We start from the raw sequence: 20,453 nt of genomic DNA on the forward strand, positions 1-20,453 counted from the left end.
GATGAAGCTGATCGAAGACGCAAACCAGCAGGCGCTCGGACGGATCCTCGAAGGAGAGCCGCGGCTGATCGACATCGTTCCCGCCCGTCAATTGATCCCGGGCCTGCGCGAACGGATGATCCTCCACGCCGGACCCCCGATCTCCTGGGACAGGATGTGCGGCCCGATGCGCGGCGCGGTCGCCGGTGCCATCGTGTTCGAGGGATGGGCACAGGATCTGCCGACGGCGACCAAGCTCGCCGCCAGCGGCGAGATCGAGTTTCACCCGAACCACCACTTTGGCGCAGTCGGCCCGATGACCGGCATGACGACGATGTCGATGCCGTTGTTCGTGGTCGAGAATGCGCGCTTCTCCAACCGTGCCTATTGCGCGATCAACGAGGGGCTCGGCAAGGTGATGCGCTTCGGCGGCAACGACGCGAGTGTGCTGAAGCGGCTCGCCTGGCTGCGCGACGTGTTCGGGCCGACGCTGGGCAAGGCGATCCGCGCCGCGGGCGGCGTCGATCTCAAATCGATCGTTGCGCGAGGCTTGTCGATGGGCGATGAGTTGCATCAGCGCAATCTCGCCTGCTCGAGCGTCTTCCTTCGCGAGATCGCGCCCTGGATGGCGCGGACCTCGACCGACAACGCCGTGCTCGCCGAATGCCTCGCGTTCATCGGCCAGAATGATCAGTTCTTCCTCAACATCGCGATGGCGATGGGCAAGGCGATCACCGATCCCGCCAACGGCATTCGCGGTTCGACCATCGTCACCACCATGTGCCGCAACGGCACCGATTTCGGCATCCGCGTCTCTGGGCTCGGCGAGCAATGGTTCACCGCGCCGGTCGAAATGCCGGAAGGGCTGTATTTCGCCGGCTATTCCGAGAAGGACGCCAATCCGGACATGGGCGATTCCGCCATCGTCGAGACGATCGGCCTCGGTGGATTTGCGATGGCGGCGGCGCCAGCCGTTGCAGGCTTCGTCGGTGCCGGCGCGCCGTCCGAGGCCGGCAACTTCACCCGCTCGATGGGCGAGATCACCGTTGCGCAGAATCCGGAATGGACCATTGCCGCGATGGATTTCGCGGGCGTGCCGACCGGCATCGACATCCGCCTGGTCGTCGATTCCGGCGTGGTGCCGGTCATCAACACAGGCATCGCGCATCGCGAGCCCGGCATCGGCCAGGTCGGTGCCGGCGTGGTCAAGGCGCCGCTAGCGTGCTTCCAGCAAGCGATCGTCGCGATCGCCAAGGATTTGGGTGTGTCATGAACGTCGTCGTCCTGAACGAGGTCCGCAAGGGATTCTATCTCGACTCGGTTGCGCTGATGCGGCTGTCGCGCGAGGTGGCCGGCTCGCCCGGCGTGATCGAGGCGGCGCTGATGATGGGAACGCCGTCGAACGCGGCGATCATGCGCAATGCGGGGTTGCTGGAGGAGGGCTCTGCGATCAAGGGCAACGACCTCGTGATCGCGGTCAAGGCCGAGTCCGAGGCCGCCGCCCGCGAAGCCCTCGACAATGCGATCAAGTCGCTCGACAAGCCGAAGACCCAGGGTGAGGCGCAAGCCGCCTGGCGGCCGCACTCGATTGCTGCCGCTGTCAAGGCCAGGCCGGAGATCAATCTTGCGCTGATCTCCGTTCCCGGCGAATTCGCCGCTGCCGAGGCGCGCAAGGCGCTCAATCGCGGCCTGCATGTGCTGATGTTCAGCGACAACGTGTCCCTCGAGGACGAATTGTCGCTCAAGCAGCAGGCGCGAGCGGCCGGCCTCCTGATGATGGGACCGGATTGCGGAACGGCCGTGATCGGCGGCGCGCCGCTGGCGTTCGCCAACAAGCTCACGCGCGGCAGGATCGGCATCGTCGGCGCGTCGGGGACCGGAACGCAGGAGATTTCGTGCCTGATCTCGGAAGCCGGCGCGGGGATCTCCCACGCCATCGGGGTCGGCGGGCGCGATCTGAAGAAGGATATCGGCGGCATCACCACGCTGATGGCGATCGATGCATTCGATGCCGATCCGGAAACCGACCACGTGGTGCTGATCTCGAAGCCGCCGCATCCCGATGTCGCGAAGTCCGTCCTTGAACGGATCGGCAGAAGCCGGAAGTCATACACCGTGTGCTTCATCGGTGCGTCGGAGGTCCAGCTTCCGCCGAACGCCCGCTTCTCGCCGACGCTGAAGGGCGCGGCGGAGCTGGCACTGGGACACCACCAGATCGGTGCGGACTTCGATGCGAACGCTGTCGCGTCACGGCTTCCGCGCAGCGGTCGGGGCGGCATCGAGGGCTTGTTCGCCGGCGGAACGTTGTGTGCCGAAGCCCAGGTGATCCTCGCTGCCGCCGGCCGGAAGGTGGCGTCGAATGCCGCCATCCCCGGCGTACTCAAGCTCGGCGTCGAGCCGAGCGGCGGACGGGATCGGCTGATCGACCTCGGCGACGACGAATATACCCGGGGCCGGCCGCACCCGATGATCGATCCGTCCGTGCGCGACGAGGCGTTGCGCGCCGCGCTCAAGAACCGCGATCTCTCGGTGATCCTGCTCGATCTCGTGCTCGGCTATGGCGCGCATGCCGATCCCGCCGAGCATCTGGCGAAGATCGCCGCCGATCGAGGACCGGATGCACCTGTCCTGGTCGCGTCCGTCGTCGGTACGGAGCAGGATCCGCAAGGGCGCTCCGCGCAGATCAGGAAACTGGAGCAGGCCGGATTCATCGTTGCGCCGTCGAACGCGCAGGCCTGCGAGCTTGCGGTCGCCATCGTCCAGAATGCCGGGAGGTAAGGAAATGCGTACACTCAACGATGTGCCGCGCCGCCTGGTGGTCGCGATCGGCGGCAATGCGGTTCACCCCGAGGATATCAGGGGCACCTCGCAAGAGCAGAAGTCGGTCGCGCAGATCACCGCGGAAGCGCTGCTGCCGCTGGCGCAACTCGACAATGAGCTGGTCATCACCCACGGCAACGGCCCGGTGGTCGGCAAGATCATGATGCGCCAGATGCTGACGATGAGCCGGATTCCGCCGATGGACATGGACATCTGCGTCGCGCACAGCCAGGGCGGCATCGGCTATCTCCTGATGCAGGCGATCGAGAATGCGCTGCGCGAACAGGGCAACCAGCGGCATGTGGCAAGCCTGCTGACCCAGGTAGAGGTGGACAGGGACGATCCCGCGTTCAAGAATCCGACCAAGTTCGTCGGGCCGTTCTTCTCCGAGGACGAGGCCAAGAAGATCAGCGCCGAGCTCAATTGGGCGATGCGCGAGGATTCCGGGCGGGGCTGGCGTCATGTCGTGCCGTCGCCGAAGCCCAAGCATGTCTGCGACATCTCGCTGGTCGACGCATTGGTCAAGCGGGGGACGATCGTCATCGCGGGAGGCGGCGGCGGCGTTCCCGTGGTCCGTGATGCGAAGGGCGTACGGACCGGCGTGCCGGCGGTGATCGACAAGGATCTGACATCGGCCCATATCGCGAATGTGCTGGGCATCGAGGAGTTGCTGATCCTGACCGCGGTCCCGCGCGTCGCAGTGAATTTCGGCAAGCCGAACAAGCGGGACCTGGATCAGGTCAGCCTCGAGGAGATCAAGGCCTACCACCGCGAAGGACATTTTCCTCCCGGAAGCATGGGACCCAAGGTCGATGCGGCGATCCGGTTTCTCGAGGGCGGCGGCAAGCGTGCGATCATCAGTCACCTCGATTGCGCCATGGCGGCGCTGCGGGGCGAGACTGGGACGCACGTCATTCAATAACCACCGGGATATTGGCGCATCGGCGGGATATCCACCTGCGTCAATCCGTACCGAGTGTCGAGCAAGATTGCGGTTCGATCTTCATGGCCGCAATGGCGCCCGCAGAAACAGTTGAGACGTCGCATCGGCGCCTCAACCGATCAGGCAATCGAGCCGGCCGCCGGCCGAAGCTCAAGCACAAGACCAACAAGCAGCCTGCGGGATTCAAGGGAACGACAGGGCCATGGCCATCCAATCCAGCATTAAGGCGAACCTTTACAAGGATTCCGTGTCGTTGATGCGGATCTCGCAGGTCACGGTCGCGCGGACCGGCGTGCAGCGGGTCACGCTGCTGATGGGAACGCGCAGCAACAAGGAATTCCTGCAGCAGGCCGGGCTGATGGGCCCGGCGCTCGAGGGCGCCAAGCCTGGCGATATCATGATCGTTGTGGCGGATGATGCGGGCGAAAAGCGCGCAGCCGCGGAGCAGGAAATCCATTCCCTGATCGTCGGTGAAGAGCCGAAGGGCGGATCGGCCGAAGCGGCGGCGGACGCGCCGCCGCGCTCGATCTCCCGCGGCGTCGCGATTGCCGATCATGCCGACCTGGCAATGATCTCGGTGCCGGGTCCCTACGCCGCGGCCGAAGCGTTGAAGGCGCTGCGGCGAGGTCTGAACGTGCTGCTGTTCAGCGACAACGTGCCGATCGAGCAGGAGCAGGCCATCAAGCGCGTCGCGGCGCGGAAGGGCCTGCTGGTGATGGGGCCGGATTGCGGCACGGCGATCATCAACGGCGTGCCGCTCGGATTTGCCAACGTCGTTCGGCGGGGCGCGATCGGGCTCGTCGGCGCATCGGGCACCGGCCTGCAGGAAGTGATGTGCCAGATCCATCGTCATGGCCAGGGCATCTCGCAGGCCATCGGCACCGGCAGCCACGACGTCTCTAGCGAGGTCGGCGGCATCACCATGTTGCAGGGCCTGGACCTGCTGGCCGCCGACGCGCAGACCAAGGTTGTCGCCATCGTCTCCAAGCCTCCTGCGGGCGATGTGCAGAAGCGGGTGATCGAGCGCGCCGGCGCGATCGGAAAGCCGGTCGTGATCTGCTTCCTCGGCGGCGAGCCGGCGGCATCCGCCGGCAATGTTCACCGCACGTCGTCGCTCGAGGAGACAGCGCGGCAGGCCGTGGCGCTTGCGGGAGAGCGCCAACCCGGGGGTGACGAACAGTCGATCGAAGCGTTGGCAACGCGGGTTTGTGCGTCGCTGGCGCCTTCGCAGCGCTATCTGCGCGGGCTCTATTCCGGCGGAACGTTCTGCTCGGAGGCCCAGACCATTTGGCGCGCCGCCGGCCTTCGGGTCCGGTCGAACGCGCCGCTTGCCGAGGCGGACCGTCTAGCCGATGTGGAAGCGAGCCAGGGGCACACCGCGATCGATCTCGGCAGTGATGAATTCACGGTGGGACGTCCGCATCCGATGATCGACCATGGCGTGCGGATCGAGCGGCTGCTGAAGGAAGCAGACGATTCGACTGTCGCCTGCATCGTGCTGGACGTCGTGCTCGGCTACGGCAGTCATCCCAATCCGGCAGAGATGCTGGCTCCGGCGATCCGCCGGGCGAAGGCCGCTGCGCGCGGGCAGGGGCGGGAGCTTCCCGTGATCTGCTTCGTCTGCGGCACGGATACCGATCCGCAGGCCTATGAGACCCAGAAAGCCATGCTGGCGGACGCCGGTGCAGAGCTTGTCGGCAGCAGCACGGGCGCAGCCCGTGCCGCGCAAGCCATCGCGAGCCGCATGGCGGCGGACGACAACGCCACGGCGCGCCGCGTGATGCAGGGTGGAGAACGATGATGAACGCAGCCCCTTCCACGCTCCAGAACAAGACATCCGTCATCAGCCTCGGCGCCTCCGACCTCGATCGCGGCGTCGAAAGCAGCGGTGCGCCGCTGGTGCGTCTGCAATGGCAGCCGGTCGGCGACGGAAGTCCCGAGGTCGCCTGGAGCCTCGCGCAACTGGTCGGCGATACCACAGATGCGGATTGCTTGGGATCGCGGATCGATCGCGCCAACGCCGAAGTGCTCGAGCGGATCCTGACCGCGCAGCCGGTATGGGTCGACATCGCGGCGCATGCATCGGAGGTCTGGCCGGACATGGGCCGGACGCTGCTCCATGCCGGTCCGCCGATCGCGTGGAACGATATGTGCGGCCCGATGAAGGGCGCGGTGCTCGGCGCAATCCTCTATGAGAACTGGGCGACGAGCCCGCGAGAGGCCGAGCAACTCGCCGCGTCAGGTGGCATCCGCTTCGCGCCGTGCCATGAATTCGGCGCGGTCGGGCCGATGACCGGGATCATCTCGCCCTCGATGCCGCTCTTCGTGGTGGAGAACAAGACCAAAGGCAATCGCGCCTATGCGCCGATGATGGAATCCGGCGGCGCCAAGACGCTGCGTTTCGGCGCGTTCGCGCCCGAGGTGATCGAAGGCCTCAAGCTGATCGAGACTGTGCTGGCGCCATGTCTGAAAGCCGCGGTCACCGGCATCGACGGCGGGTTGCCGTTGAAGCCGCTGATGTCGCAGTCGCTGCACATGGGCGACGACGTCCACAACCGCAACACGGCCGCGACCCTGCTGCTGTATCGCGCCGTCACGGAATCGCTGCTCAAGTCCTCGATCTCGCGCGACCTCGTTCACGAGACGCTGCGGACGATCGGGGCGGACGACATGTTCTTCCTGAGCCTGTCGATGGCGGCGTGCAAGGCGACCATGGATGCCGCGCACGGCGTGCCGTTCAGCAGCATCGTGACGGCGATGGCGCGCAACGGCGTCAATGTCGGCATCAGGGTCAGCGGACTGGACGGGCAGTGGTTTGTCGGTCCGGCCGATATTCCTGTCGGCCTGTTCCTGCCGGGCTTCAGCGAGGCAGATGCCAATCCGGATATCGGCGACAGCGCGATCACCGAGACCGCGGGGCTCGGCGCGTTCGCGATGGCGGCGGCTCCGGCGATGGTCCAGTTCGTCGGCGGCACGCCGCAGGACGCCCTGCGCTATTCGCGCGAGATGGCGCACGTCACGATCGGACGCAATCCGGGCTTCACTCTGCCGATGCTCGACTTCATCGGAGCTCCGGTCGGCATCGACGTCCGCAAGGTGGTGGACGAGAGCATGCGGCCGGTCATCAACACCGCAACGGCGCACAAGGAGCCGGGCATGGGGATCATCGGCGCCGGCGTCGTACAGGCGCCGATGAAGTGCTTCGTCGATGCCGTCGGCGCTTTGGCGACGACTGGCGCGAGATGAAATTGTTTCGATTCTGAAACTGACGGCGCGGCCGCGCCGCCGATACAAAAATGCCGCAACAAAGAGTGTGGCAACACCGGGAACGAACAGGAGGAAACACATGAGCGCTACCCGTCGTGCATTTCTGCAAACTGGCCTGCTCTCGGCAGCCTTTATCGGTTCATCAGGCCGGCTTGCCTTCGCCGACGATGCGACGAGGCCGCTCCGCATCGGCATTCTCATTCCAGGGTCGCGGGCCGACCATGGCTGGATGGAGTCGGCCTACAACGGCATGAAGGCGGCCGAGCAGCGCCACGGCAACAAGGTCGTGATCACCTCGATCGAGAACGTCAAGTTCGCCGACATGGAGCAGGCGCTCGTCACGCTCGCGACCAAGAACGACATGGTGATCGGCGCCGCGGGGCAGACCCAGGCATCGGTGCTCAAGGTCGCCAAGCGCTTCCCGAAGGTGAAGTTCTCCATCGTCGGCCCGACCGGACAGCCGACCGAAAACGTCGCGCAATACGACGTGCTGCAGGCCCAGATCGGCTTCATTGCCGGCGCGGTCGCCGCGATGATGTCGAAGAACGGTGCGGTGAGCTACGTCGGCGGTCTTGAAATTCCGGCCATCGTCAACACCGGAACGGAGTTCGCCAACGGCGCCAAGCACGTCAAGCCGGATACCAAATGCTTCGTGACCTACACCGGCGACTTTGACGACGTGGCCAAGGCGAAGGAAGCAACCCTTGCGGCGATCGCGCAGGGCGCCGACGTCCACTACAACATCCTCAATCTCGGCGTGCGCGGCATGGAGCAGGCGGCGCGCGAGAAGGGCACCAAGATGATCGGGAGTTATACCAACTACTGCTCCGACAACAACCCGCTCTACGTCGCCTACACGGTGAGCGGTATCGGGTTCATGGTCGAATACGCCATCGACCAGGCCGTCGCCGGAACGTGGCACCCCGAATACAAGCAGTTCGGCCTCGCCATGGGGCCACGTTCGGCGGACATCGAGATCTGCACGGCGGCAACGCCCGAGATCCAGGCCAAGATCAAGGAGCTGAAGGACGACCTGCTGTCGAACAAGATCAAAGTCAAGGTGGGTTGACCGTGGCTGTTCTCGAACTGTCTGGCTTGACCAAGCGCTTCGGGGCCTTCACCGCGCTCGACGACATTTCGCTACAGATCGAGCGCGGCGAGGTGCACTGCCTGCTTGGCGAGAACGGTGCCGGCAAATCGACATTGTGCAACCTGGTGTTCGGGGTGCACCGGCCGGATGCCGGCACGATGACGCTGGGCGGGGAGCCGTTCCACCCGCGCGGCCCGGCGGAAGCGCTGCAGCGCGGCGTCGTGATGGTGCACCAGCATTTCAGCCTGGTGCCCAACATGAGCGTGGCCGAGAACCTGATGCTCGGCCGCGCCAGCGCGGTGCTGAAGCCGCAGGACATCATCGTGCGGATGGAGCAGCTCGCGGCGGAATACGGGCTCGAGATCGATCCCGAGGCGCGGATCGAGGACCTCTCGGTCGGCGAGCGGCAGCGGGTCGAGATCATCAAATGCCTGCTCGGCGATCCGCAACTGCTCGTGCTCGACGAACCGACGGCTGTGCTGCAGCCGGACGAGATCGATGCGCTGCTGGCGATCTGCCGCCAGGTGGCGCTGCGCGGAAAATCCGTGATCCTGGTGACGCACAAGCTCGGTGAAATCAGCCGCGTCGCCGATCGCACCACGGTGCTGCGGCAGGGCCGCATCATCGAAACCGTCGCGATGGAGGGCGCCGACATCCGCTCGCTGGTGCGCTCCATGGTCGGCCGCGATGTGCAGTCGGCAGGCTCGGTGCTGGCCGCGGCGGTTGATATCGAAGGCAAGACGCCGGCGAAACCCTCAGGCGCCGCTGGTCCGGTGTCGCCGGGTGAGGCGGTGCTCGAGATCTCGGACCTCGTGTACCGCGACCCGCACGGCGTGCCGAGGCTCGACGGTTTGAGCCTCACGGTCGGCACCGGCGAGATCGTCGGGATCGCGGGCGTCGAGGGCAACGGCCAGACCGAGCTCGGGCTGATCCTGGCTGGGCTCGCCGCGCCGAGCGCGGGTGCGATCGTCGTCGGCGGGGCACAGGTCGGCGGCTGCACGCCGCAGGAAATCACCGACGCGGGTGTCGGCATCGTTCCCGAGGATCGCCATGCGGTCGCCTGCATCAAGGAATTGTCGGTGGCCGAGAACCTTTATCTCGGCGCGATCGGAAAGTTCAGCCGCTTCGGCCTGCTCGACAAGTCGGCGCGGCGCAAGGCGGCGGAGGCGATGATGCGCGATTTCGACGTGCGGGCGAGCAGCCCGGATGTTTCGATGGCGAGCCTCTCCGGCGGCAACCAGCAGAAGGCGGTGCTTGCACGCGAGCTGTCGCTCGATCCGCTGGTGTTCCTGCTCGCGGCGCAGCCGACGCGCGGGCTCGACGTCGGGGCGATCGAGGCCGTCTACAACCGCATCCGTGCCGCGCGCGATGACGGCCTCGGGGTGCTTCTGATCTCCAGCGAGCTCGAGGAGTTGATGGCGGTGTCGGATCGGATCGCGGTGATCTACCGCGGCAAGCTGGTTGGCGAGCTCGCTGCCGGGTCGTTCAGCCGTGAGGCGATCGGGGCGATGATGTCGGGGCACGCACATGTCTAGGTTGGCCATGGTCATGAAGAATCCGAAGCTGGCGCGGGTCGCGCAGGGCGCCAGACTCGAGCTCGTGCCGTTGCAGGTCCTGGTGCCGGTGGTATCGACCATTATCGCGCTCGGCATTGGCCTGCTTATCATCGCTGCGACAGGTGCGTCGGTCATCGAGGCGATCGAAGCCTTCTGGGACGGCATGGCGGGAAGCGATTTCAACATCGGCGCGTCGATCAATCGCGCCATCAGCCTTGCGCTGGTCGGTCTCGGTTTCATCTTCGCCAGCCGTGCCAACCTGACCAATGTGGGAGGCGAGGGGCAGATCGCGATGGGCGGCATGTTCGCGACCGCAGCGGCCCTGCACGGCGCCGGCGGCTTGCCGCTTGGACTGGCGTTCATCGTGCCGCTCGCCGTCGGAACCCTGGCTGGCGCCATCTGGGGCGGCCTTGCGGGCGTTCTCAAGGCGGCCCGCGGCACCAACGAGGTGATCAGCACATTGCTGCTGAGCTTCATCGCGCTGCCGCTGGTGTACTGGTCCGTCGAGTCCTTCCACCTGCTGCGCAAGCCGATCAGCGATGTGTCGTCGCTGCCGGAATCGGCGGAGATTCCTGATTCGACCAAGCTGCCGCTGCTGTTCCCAGACAACGGATCTCCGCTGCATATCGGATTGCTGATTGCGGCGATCGCGGTGGTGGTGGTGTGGCTGGTGCTCAGGCACAGCTCGCTCGGCCTGCGGCTGCGCGCCGTCGGCCTGAATGCGATGGCCTCCCGCCGTGCGGGGATGCGGACGAGCTTCTACGTGATCCTGGCGATGACGGTGTCCGGCGGGCTGGGTGGTCTCGGCGGCGCGATCATGATCCTCGGCCAGCAATTCTACCTGACGAGCGATTTCTCGTCGGGCTACGGATTTGACGGCCTGGTCGTCGGCCTGCTGTCGCGCGGCTCGGCCGTCGGCGTCGTGATCGGCGCATTGCTGTTCGGATTCCTGCGCTCGGGATCGATCAACATGGAGATCTCGGCGCACGTCCCGTCGGCCGTCGTGCTGATCTGCCAGGGCCTGATCGTCATTGTCATTGCAGGTTCCGCGATCCTCACCAACCGAAAGGTGACCCGATGATTGACGAACAAATGGCCGTGTTCATCGGCTCCGGGCTTCGCCTCGCGGTCCCGATCATTTTCGCCGCGACCGGCGAGATGCTGAGCGAGCGCGCCGGCGTGCTCAATCTCAGCCTCGACGGCATGATGCTGATGTCGGCCTTCACCGCGGCGCTGGCATCATGGGCGACCGGCTCGCCGCTCATTGGCGTCGCGGCCGGCGTCTTGGTCGCGACCGCGGTTGCCGCGCTCCAGGCCGTGCTGAGCGTGACATTGCGCGCCAATCAACTGGTGGTCGGAATCGGGTTCAATATCCTGGCGCTGGGCTCAACGACGTTTCTCTACCGCGAGATCTTCGGCCCGCTGTCGCGCGATCCGATTCCCGGTTTCGCGCAGCTCAATCTGCCGTGGCTTGCCCATATCCCGGTGATCGGGCCAGCGTTGGCGAACCAGACCGGGCTTGCCTATGTCAGCATCCTGATGGTCGTCGTGACCTGGTTGATCCTCAAATACACGTCGTTCGGGCTGGCGGTGCGGGCGGTCGGCGAGGATCCGCGCGCCGCTGATAAGGCCGGCATCAGCGTGGCGAAGACGCGCTATCTCGGTGTGCTCTACGCCGGCATCCTGGCGGGTCTCGGCGGCGCGTTCATGTCGGTTGCGGACAGCAATACGTTCACCGAGAACATGACCAAGGGCGCGGGTTATCTCGCGATCACGGCCGTGATCTTCGGCGGCTGGAATCCCTGGTACACGCTGGCGGCGTGCCTGCTGTTCGGCTTTGCGACCGCGCTGCAATTTTTGGTGCCGGCGCTGCAACTCGACGTGCCGGTCGCGCTGCTGTTGCTGCTGCCGTATCTGCTGGCGCTGGTCGCCATCGCGGGCTTCGTCGGAAAGAGCAGACAGCCCTCGGCGCTGACCATTCCGTTCGAACGAGGCGGCTGATCGCAACAGACTTCAAGAAAGCATAAGCAAGGGAGGAAAATCCGATGACGAGTTCCACGTTAGCGAAAGCCGCGGAGTCCGCTGCGTCCAGCGCCGCCAATCCTCTTGGGTCCGCTCCCGGCTACAAATGGCTGGTCGACGACAACAACGTCAACATGGCGATGGCGCCGCCGCCGCCCAGGGTGGTGACGATCGACGCGCAGCCTCAGACGGTGACGGTCGATCTGCACCGCACCGTTCTCATCGTCGTCGACATGCAGAACGATTTTTGCGCGAAGGGCGGATGGGTCGACCATCTCGGCCTCGATCACACGCCGGACCGGGCGCCGATCGAGCCGCTGCAGAAGCTGCTTCCGGTGTTGAGGAATGCCGGCGTGCACGTCATTTGGCTGAACTGGGGCAATCGGCCCGATCTCAAGAACATGGCTCCCAACCAGCTCCATTTGTACAAGCCGAAGGGCGTCGGCATCGGTCTTGGCGAGCCGTTACCGGGCAGCGGCGCGCGCGTGTTGCAGAAGGACAGTTGGGCCGCGGCCGTTGTCGATGAACTGAAACAGGAGCCCGAGGACATTCACGTCGACAAATACCGGATCAGCGGCTTCTGGGACACGCCGCTGGACAGCATCCTGCGCAATCTTGGCACCAAGACCATCCTGTTTGCCGGCGTCAACACCGACCAATGCGTGCTGCATTCGCTCACCGACGCGAATTTCCTGGGCTATGGCTGCCTTCTGGTCGAGGACTGTTGCGCGACGACCTCACCAGGCTTCTGCGTCGAAGCAACCCTGTTCAACGTCAAGAAATGCTTCGGCTTCGTGACGCATTCGTCCGACGTCATCGGTGCCGTTCAGGAGCACATCCAGCAACGGTGACATCCCGTGGAAGTCGTGGCTTCGCGATCTCGGCAGGCGTGCACACGCTAGGTTTGCGAAGCCGCGTTCGATCCTCGTCCGCCTGATCCGAGGCGTGGCTCCGCTCCCGCCAGCAGCCGCTGAACGTTGGCGCGATGGCGCACGATCACATAAAGACCACCTGCGATGACCAGCAGCCGATATGGCAACGGCTGCTCCATGGCGCAGACCAGTGCGATCGCAGCGAGCGCCGCCGACATCGAACTCAGCGACACAATCCGGGAAATTGCCAGCACAACGCCAAAGACGAGGGCGGCGCCCAGGCCGACCGGCCAGGACATCGCCAGCAACACGCCGAGCCCCGTCGCCGCGGATTTGCCACCGGTAAAATTCAACCAGATCGAGCGGCTGTGTCCCAACAGCACGGCAAGTCCGGCCAGGCAGACCGCCCAAGGCAGCAAGGTTTGCTGGTCAATTGCTGTCGGTGGCGTGACCGACGGCAACGTATAGAGCCAGGGATAGAACCAGCGGGCAAACGCGACCGCAGCTGCGCCTTTCAGCACATCCACCAGGAGGACCGCCAACGCAGGCCACTTGCCGAGGGTTCGCAAGACGTTGGTTGCGCCGGTGGATCTGGAGCCGTGCTGGCGGATGTCGATGCCCTTGAGCAGTTTCCCCGCCAGATAGCCCGCGGGCGTTGAGCCGAAGAGATAGGCGGCCGCCAACCCGGCCGCGCTTGCTATCCAGAAAACCATAGGCGTCCCCTCCATGCCGCAGTGTCAGGCAAGCGCCATCCCGAGTCTACCTCCATCCGGCGGCCGAAACCGTCGATACGAGAGATGGATTCCCTTACCCGCTTCAATGCCCTTTGGAATAGGCTGGCCGCGCGATAGATACCGCGATTGACAGGCCGATTGATCGGCCATGCTGCCGCGACGGAGACAGGACACGGAATGACGACAAGCTCCATCGAGATACGACGCCTCTTGCCCGCGGACGCCTCGCTTTATCGCGACATCCGTCTCGAAGCGCTCCGCTTGAGCCCAGAGGCGTTCGGCAGCGCATATGAGACGGAGAGCGCGCATCCCGTCGGCCTGTTCGCGGAGAGGCTGGATCGCGGGGCGGTGATCCTCGGCGCGTTCCGGGGCGGTGAACTCGCCGGCATTGTCGGCTTCATTGTGGCGGATGGGCCGAAGCGGCAGCACAAGGGCATGCTGGTCGGCATGTATGTGCGGCAGCAGGGGCGGCGCGCAGGGATCGGCCGGCGGCTGGTCGAAGCCGCGCTCGAGCTCGCTGCACAATCGGTCGAGCTGGTGCAACTCGTCGTGGTGAAAGGCAACGAGCCGGCCTTTCGGCTCTATCAGAGCATGGGGTTTGTCGAGTACGGGCTGGAGAAGCACGCGCTGAAGATCGACGGCCGCTACCATGACGACATCCTGATGGCGAAGGATCTGGTCGAGCGGAGCTGACGGCCGCAAATCAAGCGACACATTTCCGACGGGCGATCGCGCTAGCTATGGACACAGCCGAGAAACGCTCGCTCGCCACATCGCCAGGAAGTCGCCATGCCGAAGATCGATCTGACAAAAGTGCCGGAACGCAAGGGGACCGGCTATCCGGCCGAATTCGCCGCGCCATGTGCCGAGCGGGTGCGGCAGCGCCTCGGTGAGGCCGGCGGGCTCGGCGATTTCGGCGTCAATCTGATGCGGTTGCCGCCGGGCAATTGGTCGAGCCAGCGCCACTGGCACTCCGACGAAGACGAATTCGTCTATGTGCTGGCGGGCGAAGTGGTGCTGATCGAGGACGGCGGCGAGACGGTGCTGCGCGCCGGCGATTGCGCGGCGTTTCCGAAAAATTCCGGCAACGGGCATCACATGATCAACAGGTCGCAGATGACGGCCACCTATCTCGAGGTCGGCTCGCGCTCGCGCGCCGACGTCATCACCTGCTCCGACATCGACATGATGAGCCCGAGCTCGGACGGCCGCTTCCTGCATAAGGACGGCCGGCCCTACGAGTAGACCTTGATCCGCTAGCCGACCGGCGCGAAATCCGGCGTTGCGGATTGGCCCGCGAAGGACCAATCTTCCGGTGAGGGAGCATCGGTCGCGTGCCATGACGGAATGGTATTTCATCTGGATCGACGGTCCGCGCGGGCCTGAGCCGCAGAAATGGTCGTCGGACGCGCTGTGGGGGCAGCTCGCGCGCCAGGACATCATCGTCCGTTTTCCCCTGAGCGACCGCGAAGCGGGCCTGTCGCTCGATCAGCTGGCAAGGCTGCATCCCGTGCCGCAGTGAGTTGCGCGGCCGGAGAGCGCGGCAGCCTCACACCACCAGCCGTCCTTCGCGATCGGCGACCGTGATCTTCGCTTCCGTCCCCGAATTGAAATCGAGCCGGTCGGCCTCGATGCCGTCGCTGAAGATCACGCCGTTCTCCGGCATCAGCGAGCGCACGCTGAGGTGCTCGGCACGATCGAGGCTGCCGCAGACCAGCGTGACCTGCGAGGTCCGGCTCGGAAACGGCTCACGCACCGCAAAGCGCAGCGCGCCGGCGTCCCAGGCCTGCGGCAGATAGGGCGGGCTGCCGGCGCCGCCACCGAAGGCGCCGGCGATCGCGAGCGAGCCGGTGACGATGCTCTTGAACCAGGCGGTCGAGCCGAGCCCGGTCGCGACGATCAGGCCGCTCGAGGACTGCCGTTCCTTCTGCTCGGCGAGCGCGATCTCGTAGACCGCCGAGGTATGCGTGCGCGCGCCGATGAAGAGGTCGTTGACCGCATACAGCACCTGGCCGTTGGTCAGCGCGGCCTTGGCCATCGTCACCGCCTTGTGGCCGCGTCTGTCGGAAGCAACCTCGCGCAGCAGGGCAGGGAGGTCGCGCGGCACGAAGGGCAACAGGATGCCGTCATAGCGCTTGGCATCCGGGTTGAGCCCGATCAGCGGATGGCCGTCGAGATACTTCATCGTGTTGGCGACGACGCCGTCCTGGCCGAGCGCCACCACGATGTCGGACGGGCCGAAGATGAAGTTCGGCAGGAAACTCCGATCGATGATCTGGTAGCGGCCCCATTGCTCCAGTGCCTGCACGGTGACGCGGCGCTCGGCCTGGTAGACGTCGTGCTCGCGCTGGTAGTCGGAGAAGTCGGCGCCGAGATGCTCGACATAGAAGCGCGCCTGTGCCGCTGTCAGGTATTTTGCGATCAGCTCCTCGAGCCGCGTCTTGCGGGTGACGAGGACGATCTTGCGGTCATTGTCGGCGGGCACGGGCGGCCTCCACGGCGGCGGGCTTCTCCAAGAGCGTGTTGAGCAGATCGGGCGAGACGTTGAGCTGGCCGATCTTCTCCGCCTTTTCGGCGATCCCGCTGAAGGCCTGCGCGATCAGCTGTCCCGGCTGCATGCCGGCTGCGGCCAGTGCCTGGATCACGCGGGTGTCGACACCCTCGAAGATCTTCATCAGCGCGCCGACCCGATAGGCCTCGGCATCCGCCAGCGTGCGGGTATTCTCGGCGTTGAGGCCGACGAAATCCTTGCGCTTGCTCTCCAATGTGATGTCGGCGACCATGCCGGCCTCGCGCAGCTCGGCCTGCTTGGCCGCGACGCTCGCCTCGGCGTCCATCTGGGTCTCCCGGATCGAGCGCTTCTTCTGCTCGACCGCGATCTCGGTGTCGAGCTCGCTCTCGCGGATGGCGCGTTCCTGCTCCACGGCAAAGTTGCGCCGCGCGAAGATCGCTTCGTCCGCGCTCTTGAGGATCGCCTCGCGCGCCTCGGCCTCCAGCGCCTTGGCGGTGTCGGGCGTCGGCTTCACGCCGCGGATCGAGACGCCGAGGATTTCGAGGCCGAGGGAAGCGATATCGGCGCGGCCGCGCAGTCCGCCTTCGATCAGGCCGGCGATGCGATCGGAGGCTTGCAGCGCCTCCTTCAAGGTCAGCTCCTTCACCGCCTGTTGCGCCAGCACCTCGACGGTCGCCAGAATCCGCTGCGGCAGCTTTTCCGGGTCGTCGGACTCGTAGGTCTCGCCGTCGGCCTTGAGGGTGAAGTTGAGCATCGCGGCAGCCTTTTGCGGCTCGCTGATCCGGTAGGTGACATGGCCCTGAATGGTCAGCGCCTGAAAGTCGCGCGCGATCTGCTGGAAGATGAAGGCGGTGTCGCGGCTGCCGATCGGCACCGCGACCAGCGAGGTGACCGGTCCATAGTAGAAGCCGGACAGGCCGGCGCCCTGCTGGGTCACCGCGCCGCCGCGGTATTTCATGAGGTAGGTGGTCGGCTGGGCCTTGATGAAGCGGAGACCGAACATGGTGTGCACTCCCGAGTAAGTGTGTCTGAGCAACTAAGCTAGTTGGACTGTACAACTAAGTATGTTATTGTCAAGCCGGGACGTGAAAAGGTTCGCGCCACCGGAGCGTTTTCGAGCGAAGTGGACGCCGGTTCGCGTGAAGAAAACGTGTCTTGACCAAAAGCTCTGAAGAGCGGGGAGAGCATGCCCGAGAAACCGGAACTCGACTTTCCGCGGCCGCTGACGACGGTCGACGTCGTCATTTTCGCCATCAGGTCAGACGCGCTTCAGGTCCTGCTGGTTCAACGGCCAAGAGCGGAAACCGAGCCGTTTCCAGGGGCTTGGGCGCTGCCCGGCGGTTTCGTCGATATCGCCGGCGACCGTGACCTCGAAGCCTGCGCCGCGCGCAAGCTGAAGGACAAGACCGGCGTCGTCAGTCCGTATCTGGAGCAGCTCGGCAGCTGGGGCAGTGCCACGCGGGATCCGCGCGGCTGGTCTGCGACGCATGCCTACTTCGCATTGCTGCCGGAGCACGCCGCCGGCGGCACGCTCGCCGCGGATGCGCAGTGGTTCGCGGTCGAGGGCGAGAAGGTGCGGCCAAAGCTTGCCTTCGACCATGCCGAGATCCTGCAGGCGGCGGTGCAGCGCCTGCGCAGCAAGGTCGAGTACACCTCGCTGCCCGCCTATCTGATGCCGCCGGAATTCACGCTGCCGGAATTGCAGCGGACTTTTGAGATCGTGCTCGATCGTCCGCTGGAGAAGAGCGCCTTCCGCACCCGCATGCTCGCCGCCGACCTGATCGAGCCGGTCGCCAGGATGCGCAGGGGCCCGAACCGGCCGGCCCAGCTCTACCGGTTGAAGAAGGCGAGAGCGCCGGTGTTCTTTGCACGGACGTTCAATCCGCCGGGATGAGGTTCGCGACGCGCGGCTCCGCGCTGCGTCTGGCAATCCAAACAATTTGAAACAATCGGGGACAGCAAATTTAATTCGTCTGCGCCACACCGTTCAACCTGGAATAGTGGAGTGCGCGATGCGGTTGCAGTTGGTTCGTCTTCTGGGCGCTTCGGCGCTGTGTCTTGGCGTGTTGGCCGCGCCGGCCTGTGCCAACACTGAATGGATCGTTAACCGGATGAGCGGCGTCATGCGCGCGGACGTGACCTGGGAGCAGGTCAGGTCGCAGATGCTGATGGCGTTCTATCAGAGCAATCCGGACGAGCGCGGCGTCACCGCGCAAGGCGTCGACGATCTGCGCAAGATCATGGCGGCGCAGCGGCGGTCGCAGTTCATCTCGCAGATTCTGCTCTACGACCTCGACGGTGACGGAGCTGTCACCAAGGCCGAGATCACCGCGGTGATGCAGCCGCGGGCGCGGCAGATGATCCATTCCAACGGCGTGCAGCTCGAGTCAACGCCGGAACAGACGAGGCTCCAGCTCGACCGGCTGGTCAGCGACGCGCTCAAGCCGGATGCCGACCGCGATGGCGTGATCAGTGCCGCCGAAATTCAGCAGGAAGCGCAACGGCAGGCGGACCAGGCCAGCACCGGCTGGCGGCAAAACGGGACCCAGTATGTCCCGATGACACTCGATGCGAACGGTGATGGCGCTGTCTCGCTGGCGGAATATGAGGCTGCGATACGCCAGCAATTCGATGCGGTCGATGGGGATCGCGATGGTCGCATTTCGGCCGCTGAATTCGCGGATTTCGGCAAGCGCGCCAATGAGGCCCGCCTGGCAACGCAACGCGCTCGCGAGGTCGAACTGCGCAAGCAGCGGCAACAGGCCGCCGTGGCGGGGTGCGATGTGCCGGCCCCGCCGCGCGATGCTCGTATCGTGCTGCTCGGCGCGCAAGAGGCCAGGGCGCTGTCGAACGCCTGGATCGGCACCCAGGATCAGGTGACCTATGTGACGACCGTTGAGATCGCGCCAGGACCCGAGCCGATCTATCTCGCGCTGGCGAGTGGCGGCGCGATGATCTGGGACATCGTCGGGGCGACCGAACGGATCGCCGGCGTTGCGGCCGATGCGGACGTGTCGATCGACAAGTCGGGTGACGCGCGGTTGCAGCGGTTCGCGGCCGTCAACGGCACGGCACCGCAACGCGGTGGCAAGCCGCTGGTCGGCGTCATCGGCGTGCCGCGCGAAAAGGTGCATTTCACCGCGCACACCGGATGTCTGGTGCCGGCGACTGAGGCGACGATGAAGGACGGCAGTGCCGAGGAGATCGCAGCCCTGCTGCTCGGGCGCGCCGTGGATGAGAGCGGCGGCGAGCAGCGTGCGGGGACCTTCCGTGTTCCGGCCGCGCGGCATTTTGCCGACCGCCCGGTTCGCAACGCGATCCAGTTGCCGAAGGAAGGCCTTGGCGAGTTATTGTGGCGCGACGTGCGGGAGGCATACCCGGCAGGGATCGCGCAGATCGAGCCGGAGGCGGTGGTCTCGGCGCATCCGGTCAGCCACTACTCCGTGCTGCCGGGCCGCGCGGGGCTTGCGGAACTGGTCGACGCCGGCGCGCTCATGGTCACCGGGATGAGCCGCGGCATTCGGATCAACGATGGCGACTTCAAGCCATTCACGATGCCGAACAAGTTCAGGATTTCAAAGAAGCTCAGGCTTCCTGCCGGCGTGCAGGGCACCTTTACTCTGCCGTCCCAGGTGCCGCCGCCGGACGGCGATTTGAGCGCGACCTGTGTGCTTTCGGAACCGGAGATGAAACCGATCAGCGGCTCGCGCGCGAATTGCAGCTAGTTGCGCCGAGATCGAAGCCCGGCGTCGCGACATCAGTGAGAAACAAGGCGACGAACTTTTTGCCGAGCACGTGCTTGGCCGCCGCGGCTTGCCTCTGCGACGCGCGATGTCTCATTGGCATAATGAAGCCGCGGCGCGATGCCCGCTTCGGCGGCAACCCGAGCGAAACATCTTGATACGGATCGCACAGCGGGCGTCGATCGCTGCGGTGCCGATCACCTGACGCAGTGCGGCATGTGTTGCGTCGCGCTCTAGCGGCGCCAGCTTATCGAGAGCACTCAAGTACAAGAAGGCAGCATGGCCGCCATGCGTGCCGAAATTTGCATTGAAGCAGCGTTCTCGATGTATTGCTGGCAGCGCACGATGAAGCGTGAAACAATGCGGCAAAAATCATGTCGGGAGAGAACTTGATGCCGTTCGAGCGGGGGTTGCATTGCGCTGTTGCGCGCAGAAACCTTAAGTGCAACTCATGGACCGCGTTGCCATTATTCTGCCTGATCAGCACGTTCGGAGTAATGCACAACGCCGCCGCGAACGAGTCCTTGCAGATTTCGGATGCGCGCGTGCCGGCGGTCGACAAAGAGGGCGGAGACCTTCCCTTGACGATGACGATCAGGAACGAGGCCGACAGCGCCGACGCATTGCTGCGCGTCCGTTGTCCGGTCGCGAATTTCTCCGAGCGTCACATTGTCGACCGCGGTGAAGGCGCACCGGCGATGCGTTCGATATCCAATATACCAGTGCCGGCAAAGGGGACGCTCGAGCTCAAGCGTGACGGCTATCACGTCATGCTGCTGCAGTTGCGTCAGGCGCTCACGCCGGGCGAGACGTTCAAATGCGCGGTCGTCTTTCAGAAGGCTGGAACCATCGAGACGGAGGTAACGGTCCAGAAGTGACCACACGGAATGCGGCGGGTGCGAACGATCACTCGCC

19 protein-coding genes are annotated in these 20,453 nt (G+C 65.2%); 16 read left to right on the forward strand and 3 right to left on the reverse strand.

Annotated features, from left to right (window positions below; translation table 11 throughout):
• Position 1 precedes the first annotated feature (1 nt).
• The 10 genes from FBZ93_RS32395 to FBZ93_RS32440 all read left to right on the forward strand — a co-directional run bounded on the left by FBZ93_RS32395 (position 2) and on the right by FBZ93_RS32440 (position 12,528).
• Positions 2-1,252: a DUF1116 domain-containing protein gene (locus FBZ93_RS32395; protein WP_146991477.1), complete on the forward strand. Its 1,251-nt coding sequence runs from the start codon at positions 2-4 to the stop codon at positions 1,250-1,252.
• Positions 1,249-2,757: an acyl-CoA synthetase FdrA gene (gene fdrA, locus FBZ93_RS32400; RefSeq protein ID WP_146991478.1), complete on the forward strand. Its 1,509-nt coding sequence runs from the start codon at positions 1,249-1,251 to the stop codon at positions 2,755-2,757. Before FBZ93_RS32395 ends, fdrA (FBZ93_RS32400) begins: the two co-directional genes overlap by 4 nt.
• Positions 2,758-2,761: 4 nt before the next feature.
• Positions 2,762-3,721, forward strand: a complete 960-nt coding sequence (gene arcC / locus FBZ93_RS32405; protein WP_146991479.1) for a carbamate kinase — start codon at positions 2,762-2,764, stop codon at positions 3,719-3,721.
• A 223-nt stretch (positions 3,722-3,944) separates the two neighbouring features.
• On the forward strand, positions 3,945-5,543 hold the full coding sequence (gene fdrA / locus FBZ93_RS32410; protein ID WP_146991480.1) for an acyl-CoA synthetase FdrA: 1,599 nt from the start codon (positions 3,945-3,947) through the stop codon (positions 5,541-5,543).
• Positions 5,543-6,988 (forward strand): DUF1116 domain-containing protein, encoded by a 1,446-nt coding sequence (locus tag FBZ93_RS32415; RefSeq protein ID WP_146991481.1) that lies wholly within the window; start codon positions 5,543-5,545, stop codon positions 6,986-6,988. Before fdrA (FBZ93_RS32410) ends, FBZ93_RS32415 begins: the two co-directional genes overlap by 1 nt.
• A 100-nt stretch (positions 6,989-7,088) precedes the next feature.
• Complete coding sequence (locus tag FBZ93_RS32420) at positions 7,089-8,078, forward strand: BMP family protein (protein WP_146991482.1); 990 nt, start codon at positions 7,089-7,091, stop codon at positions 8,076-8,078.
• 2 nt (positions 8,079-8,080) lie between these two features.
• Positions 8,081-9,634 carry an ABC transporter ATP-binding protein gene (locus FBZ93_RS32425; protein ID WP_146991483.1) on the forward strand — a complete coding sequence of 518 codons (1,554 nt, stop codon included), beginning with the start codon at positions 8,081-8,083 and terminating at the stop codon, positions 9,632-9,634.
• Positions 9,627-10,736, forward strand: a complete 1,110-nt coding sequence (locus tag FBZ93_RS32430; protein ID WP_246667742.1) for an ABC transporter permease — start codon at positions 9,627-9,629, stop codon at positions 10,734-10,736. The genes FBZ93_RS32425 and FBZ93_RS32430 overlap by 8 nt, the downstream gene beginning before the upstream one ends.
• Complete coding sequence (locus FBZ93_RS32435; RefSeq protein WP_146991484.1) at positions 10,733-11,656, forward strand: ABC transporter permease; 924 nt, start codon at positions 10,733-10,735, stop codon at positions 11,654-11,656. The genes FBZ93_RS32430 and FBZ93_RS32435 overlap by 4 nt, the downstream gene beginning before the upstream one ends.
• A gap of 44 nt (positions 11,657-11,700) precedes the next feature.
• A complete protein-coding gene (locus FBZ93_RS32440) occupies positions 11,701-12,528 on the forward strand; it encodes a cysteine hydrolase family protein (protein ID WP_146991485.1) in 828 nt (275 codons plus the stop codon).
• A 47-nt stretch (positions 12,529-12,575) separates the two neighbouring features.
• Here the strand turns inward: FBZ93_RS32440 and plsY are convergent, their stop codons facing one another.
• A complete protein-coding gene (plsY, locus tag FBZ93_RS32445; protein WP_146991486.1) occupies positions 12,576-13,262 on the reverse strand; it encodes a glycerol-3-phosphate 1-O-acyltransferase PlsY in 687 nt (228 codons plus the stop codon).
• Positions 13,263-13,460: 198 nt separating this feature from the next.
• Between plsY and FBZ93_RS32450 the strand changes: the two genes are divergently transcribed.
• The 3 genes from FBZ93_RS32450 to FBZ93_RS32460 all read left to right on the forward strand — a co-directional run bounded on the left by FBZ93_RS32450 (position 13,461) and on the right by FBZ93_RS32460 (position 14,805).
• On the forward strand, positions 13,461-13,976 hold the full coding sequence (locus tag FBZ93_RS32450) for a GNAT family N-acetyltransferase (protein WP_146991487.1): 516 nt from the start codon (positions 13,461-13,463) through the stop codon (positions 13,974-13,976).
• 96 nt (positions 13,977-14,072) lie between these two features.
• The gene (locus tag FBZ93_RS32455) at positions 14,073-14,528 is read left to right on the forward strand and encodes a cupin domain-containing protein (protein WP_146991488.1); all 456 of its coding nucleotides are present in this window, start codon (positions 14,073-14,075) and stop codon (positions 14,526-14,528) included.
• A gap of 94 nt (positions 14,529-14,622) precedes the next feature.
• Positions 14,623-14,805: a hypothetical protein gene (locus FBZ93_RS32460; protein ID WP_050420832.1), complete on the forward strand. Its 183-nt coding sequence runs from the start codon at positions 14,623-14,625 to the stop codon at positions 14,803-14,805.
• Positions 14,806-14,832: 27 nt separating this feature from the next.
• Here FBZ93_RS32460 and FBZ93_RS32465 read toward each other — a convergent pair whose 3' ends face one another.
• On the reverse strand, positions 14,833-15,768 hold the full coding sequence (locus FBZ93_RS32465) for a sugar kinase (RefSeq protein ID WP_146991489.1): 936 nt from the start codon (positions 15,766-15,768) through the stop codon (positions 14,833-14,835).
• Positions 15,752-16,798, reverse strand: a complete 1,047-nt coding sequence (locus tag FBZ93_RS32470) for an SPFH domain-containing protein (protein WP_146991490.1) — start codon at positions 16,796-16,798, stop codon at positions 15,752-15,754. Before FBZ93_RS32470 ends, FBZ93_RS32465 begins: the two co-directional genes overlap by 17 nt.
• 183 nt (positions 16,799-16,981) lie before the next feature.
• Here FBZ93_RS32470 and FBZ93_RS32475 point away from each other — a divergent pair, with 183 nt between their 5' ends.
• The 3 genes from FBZ93_RS32475 (at position 16,982) to FBZ93_RS32485 (ending at position 20,416) form a co-directional block, all read left to right on the forward strand.
• On the forward strand, positions 16,982-17,689 hold the full coding sequence (locus tag FBZ93_RS32475; RefSeq protein ID WP_146991491.1) for an NUDIX hydrolase: 708 nt from the start codon (positions 16,982-16,984) through the stop codon (positions 17,687-17,689).
• A gap of 46 nt (positions 17,690-17,735) precedes the next feature.
• A complete protein-coding gene (locus FBZ93_RS32480) occupies positions 17,736-19,520 on the forward strand; it encodes an EF-hand domain-containing protein (RefSeq protein WP_146991492.1) in 1,785 nt (594 codons plus the stop codon).
• 410 nt (positions 19,521-19,930) lie between these two features.
• Positions 19,931-20,416 (forward strand): copper chaperone PCu(A)C, encoded by a 486-nt coding sequence (locus FBZ93_RS32485; protein ID WP_246667743.1) that lies wholly within the window; start codon positions 19,931-19,933, stop codon positions 20,414-20,416.
• Positions 20,417-20,453 lie beyond the last annotated feature (37 nt).

It is taken from the genome of Bradyrhizobium macuxiense (assembly GCF_007993935.1).
Classification (GTDB): domain Bacteria; phylum Pseudomonadota; class Alphaproteobacteria; order Rhizobiales; family Xanthobacteraceae; genus Bradyrhizobium; species Bradyrhizobium macuxiense_A.

Bases quoted from the DNA above. Each gene is read 5' to 3' on its own strand.
- FBZ93_RS32395 (WP_146991477.1), top strand. From the start codon at position 2: ATGAAGCTGATCGAAGACGCAAACCAGCAGGCGCTCGGACGGATCCTC.
- fdrA (WP_146991478.1), top strand. From the start codon at position 1,249: ATGAACGTCGTCGTCCTGAACGAGGTCCGCAAGGGATTCTATCTCGAC.
- arcC (WP_146991479.1), top strand. From the start codon at position 2,762: ATGCGTACACTCAACGATGTGCCGCGCCGCCTGGTGGTCGCGATCGGC.
- fdrA (WP_146991480.1), top strand. From the start codon at position 3,945: ATGGCCATCCAATCCAGCATTAAGGCGAACCTTTACAAGGATTCCGTG.
- FBZ93_RS32415 (WP_146991481.1), top strand. From the start codon at position 5,543: ATGAACGCAGCCCCTTCCACGCTCCAGAACAAGACATCCGTCATCAGC.
- FBZ93_RS32420 (WP_146991482.1), top strand. From the start codon at position 7,089: ATGAGCGCTACCCGTCGTGCATTTCTGCAAACTGGCCTGCTCTCGGCA.
- FBZ93_RS32430 (WP_246667742.1), top strand. From the start codon at position 9,627: ATGTCTAGGTTGGCCATGGTCATGAAGAATCCGAAGCTGGCGCGGGTC.
- FBZ93_RS32435 (WP_146991484.1), top strand. From the start codon at position 10,733: ATGATTGACGAACAAATGGCCGTGTTCATCGGCTCCGGGCTTCGCCTC.
- FBZ93_RS32440 (WP_146991485.1), top strand. From the start codon at position 11,701: ATGACGAGTTCCACGTTAGCGAAAGCCGCGGAGTCCGCTGCGTCCAGC.
- plsY (WP_146991486.1), bottom strand. From the start codon at position 13,262: ATGGTTTTCTGGATAGCAAGCGCGGCCGGGTTGGCGGCCGCCTATCTC.
- FBZ93_RS32450 (WP_146991487.1), top strand. From the start codon at position 13,461: ATGACGACAAGCTCCATCGAGATACGACGCCTCTTGCCCGCGGACGCC.
- FBZ93_RS32455 (WP_146991488.1), top strand. From the start codon at position 14,073: ATGCCGAAGATCGATCTGACAAAAGTGCCGGAACGCAAGGGGACCGGC.
- FBZ93_RS32460 (WP_050420832.1), top strand. From the start codon at position 14,623: ATGACGGAATGGTATTTCATCTGGATCGACGGTCCGCGCGGGCCTGAG.
- FBZ93_RS32470 (WP_146991490.1), bottom strand. From the start codon at position 16,798: ATGTTCGGTCTCCGCTTCATCAAGGCCCAGCCGACCACCTACCTCATG.
- FBZ93_RS32475 (WP_146991491.1), top strand. From the start codon at position 16,982: ATGCCCGAGAAACCGGAACTCGACTTTCCGCGGCCGCTGACGACGGTC.
- FBZ93_RS32485 (WP_246667743.1), top strand. From the start codon at position 19,931: ATGCCGTTCGAGCGGGGGTTGCATTGCGCTGTTGCGCGCAGAAACCTT.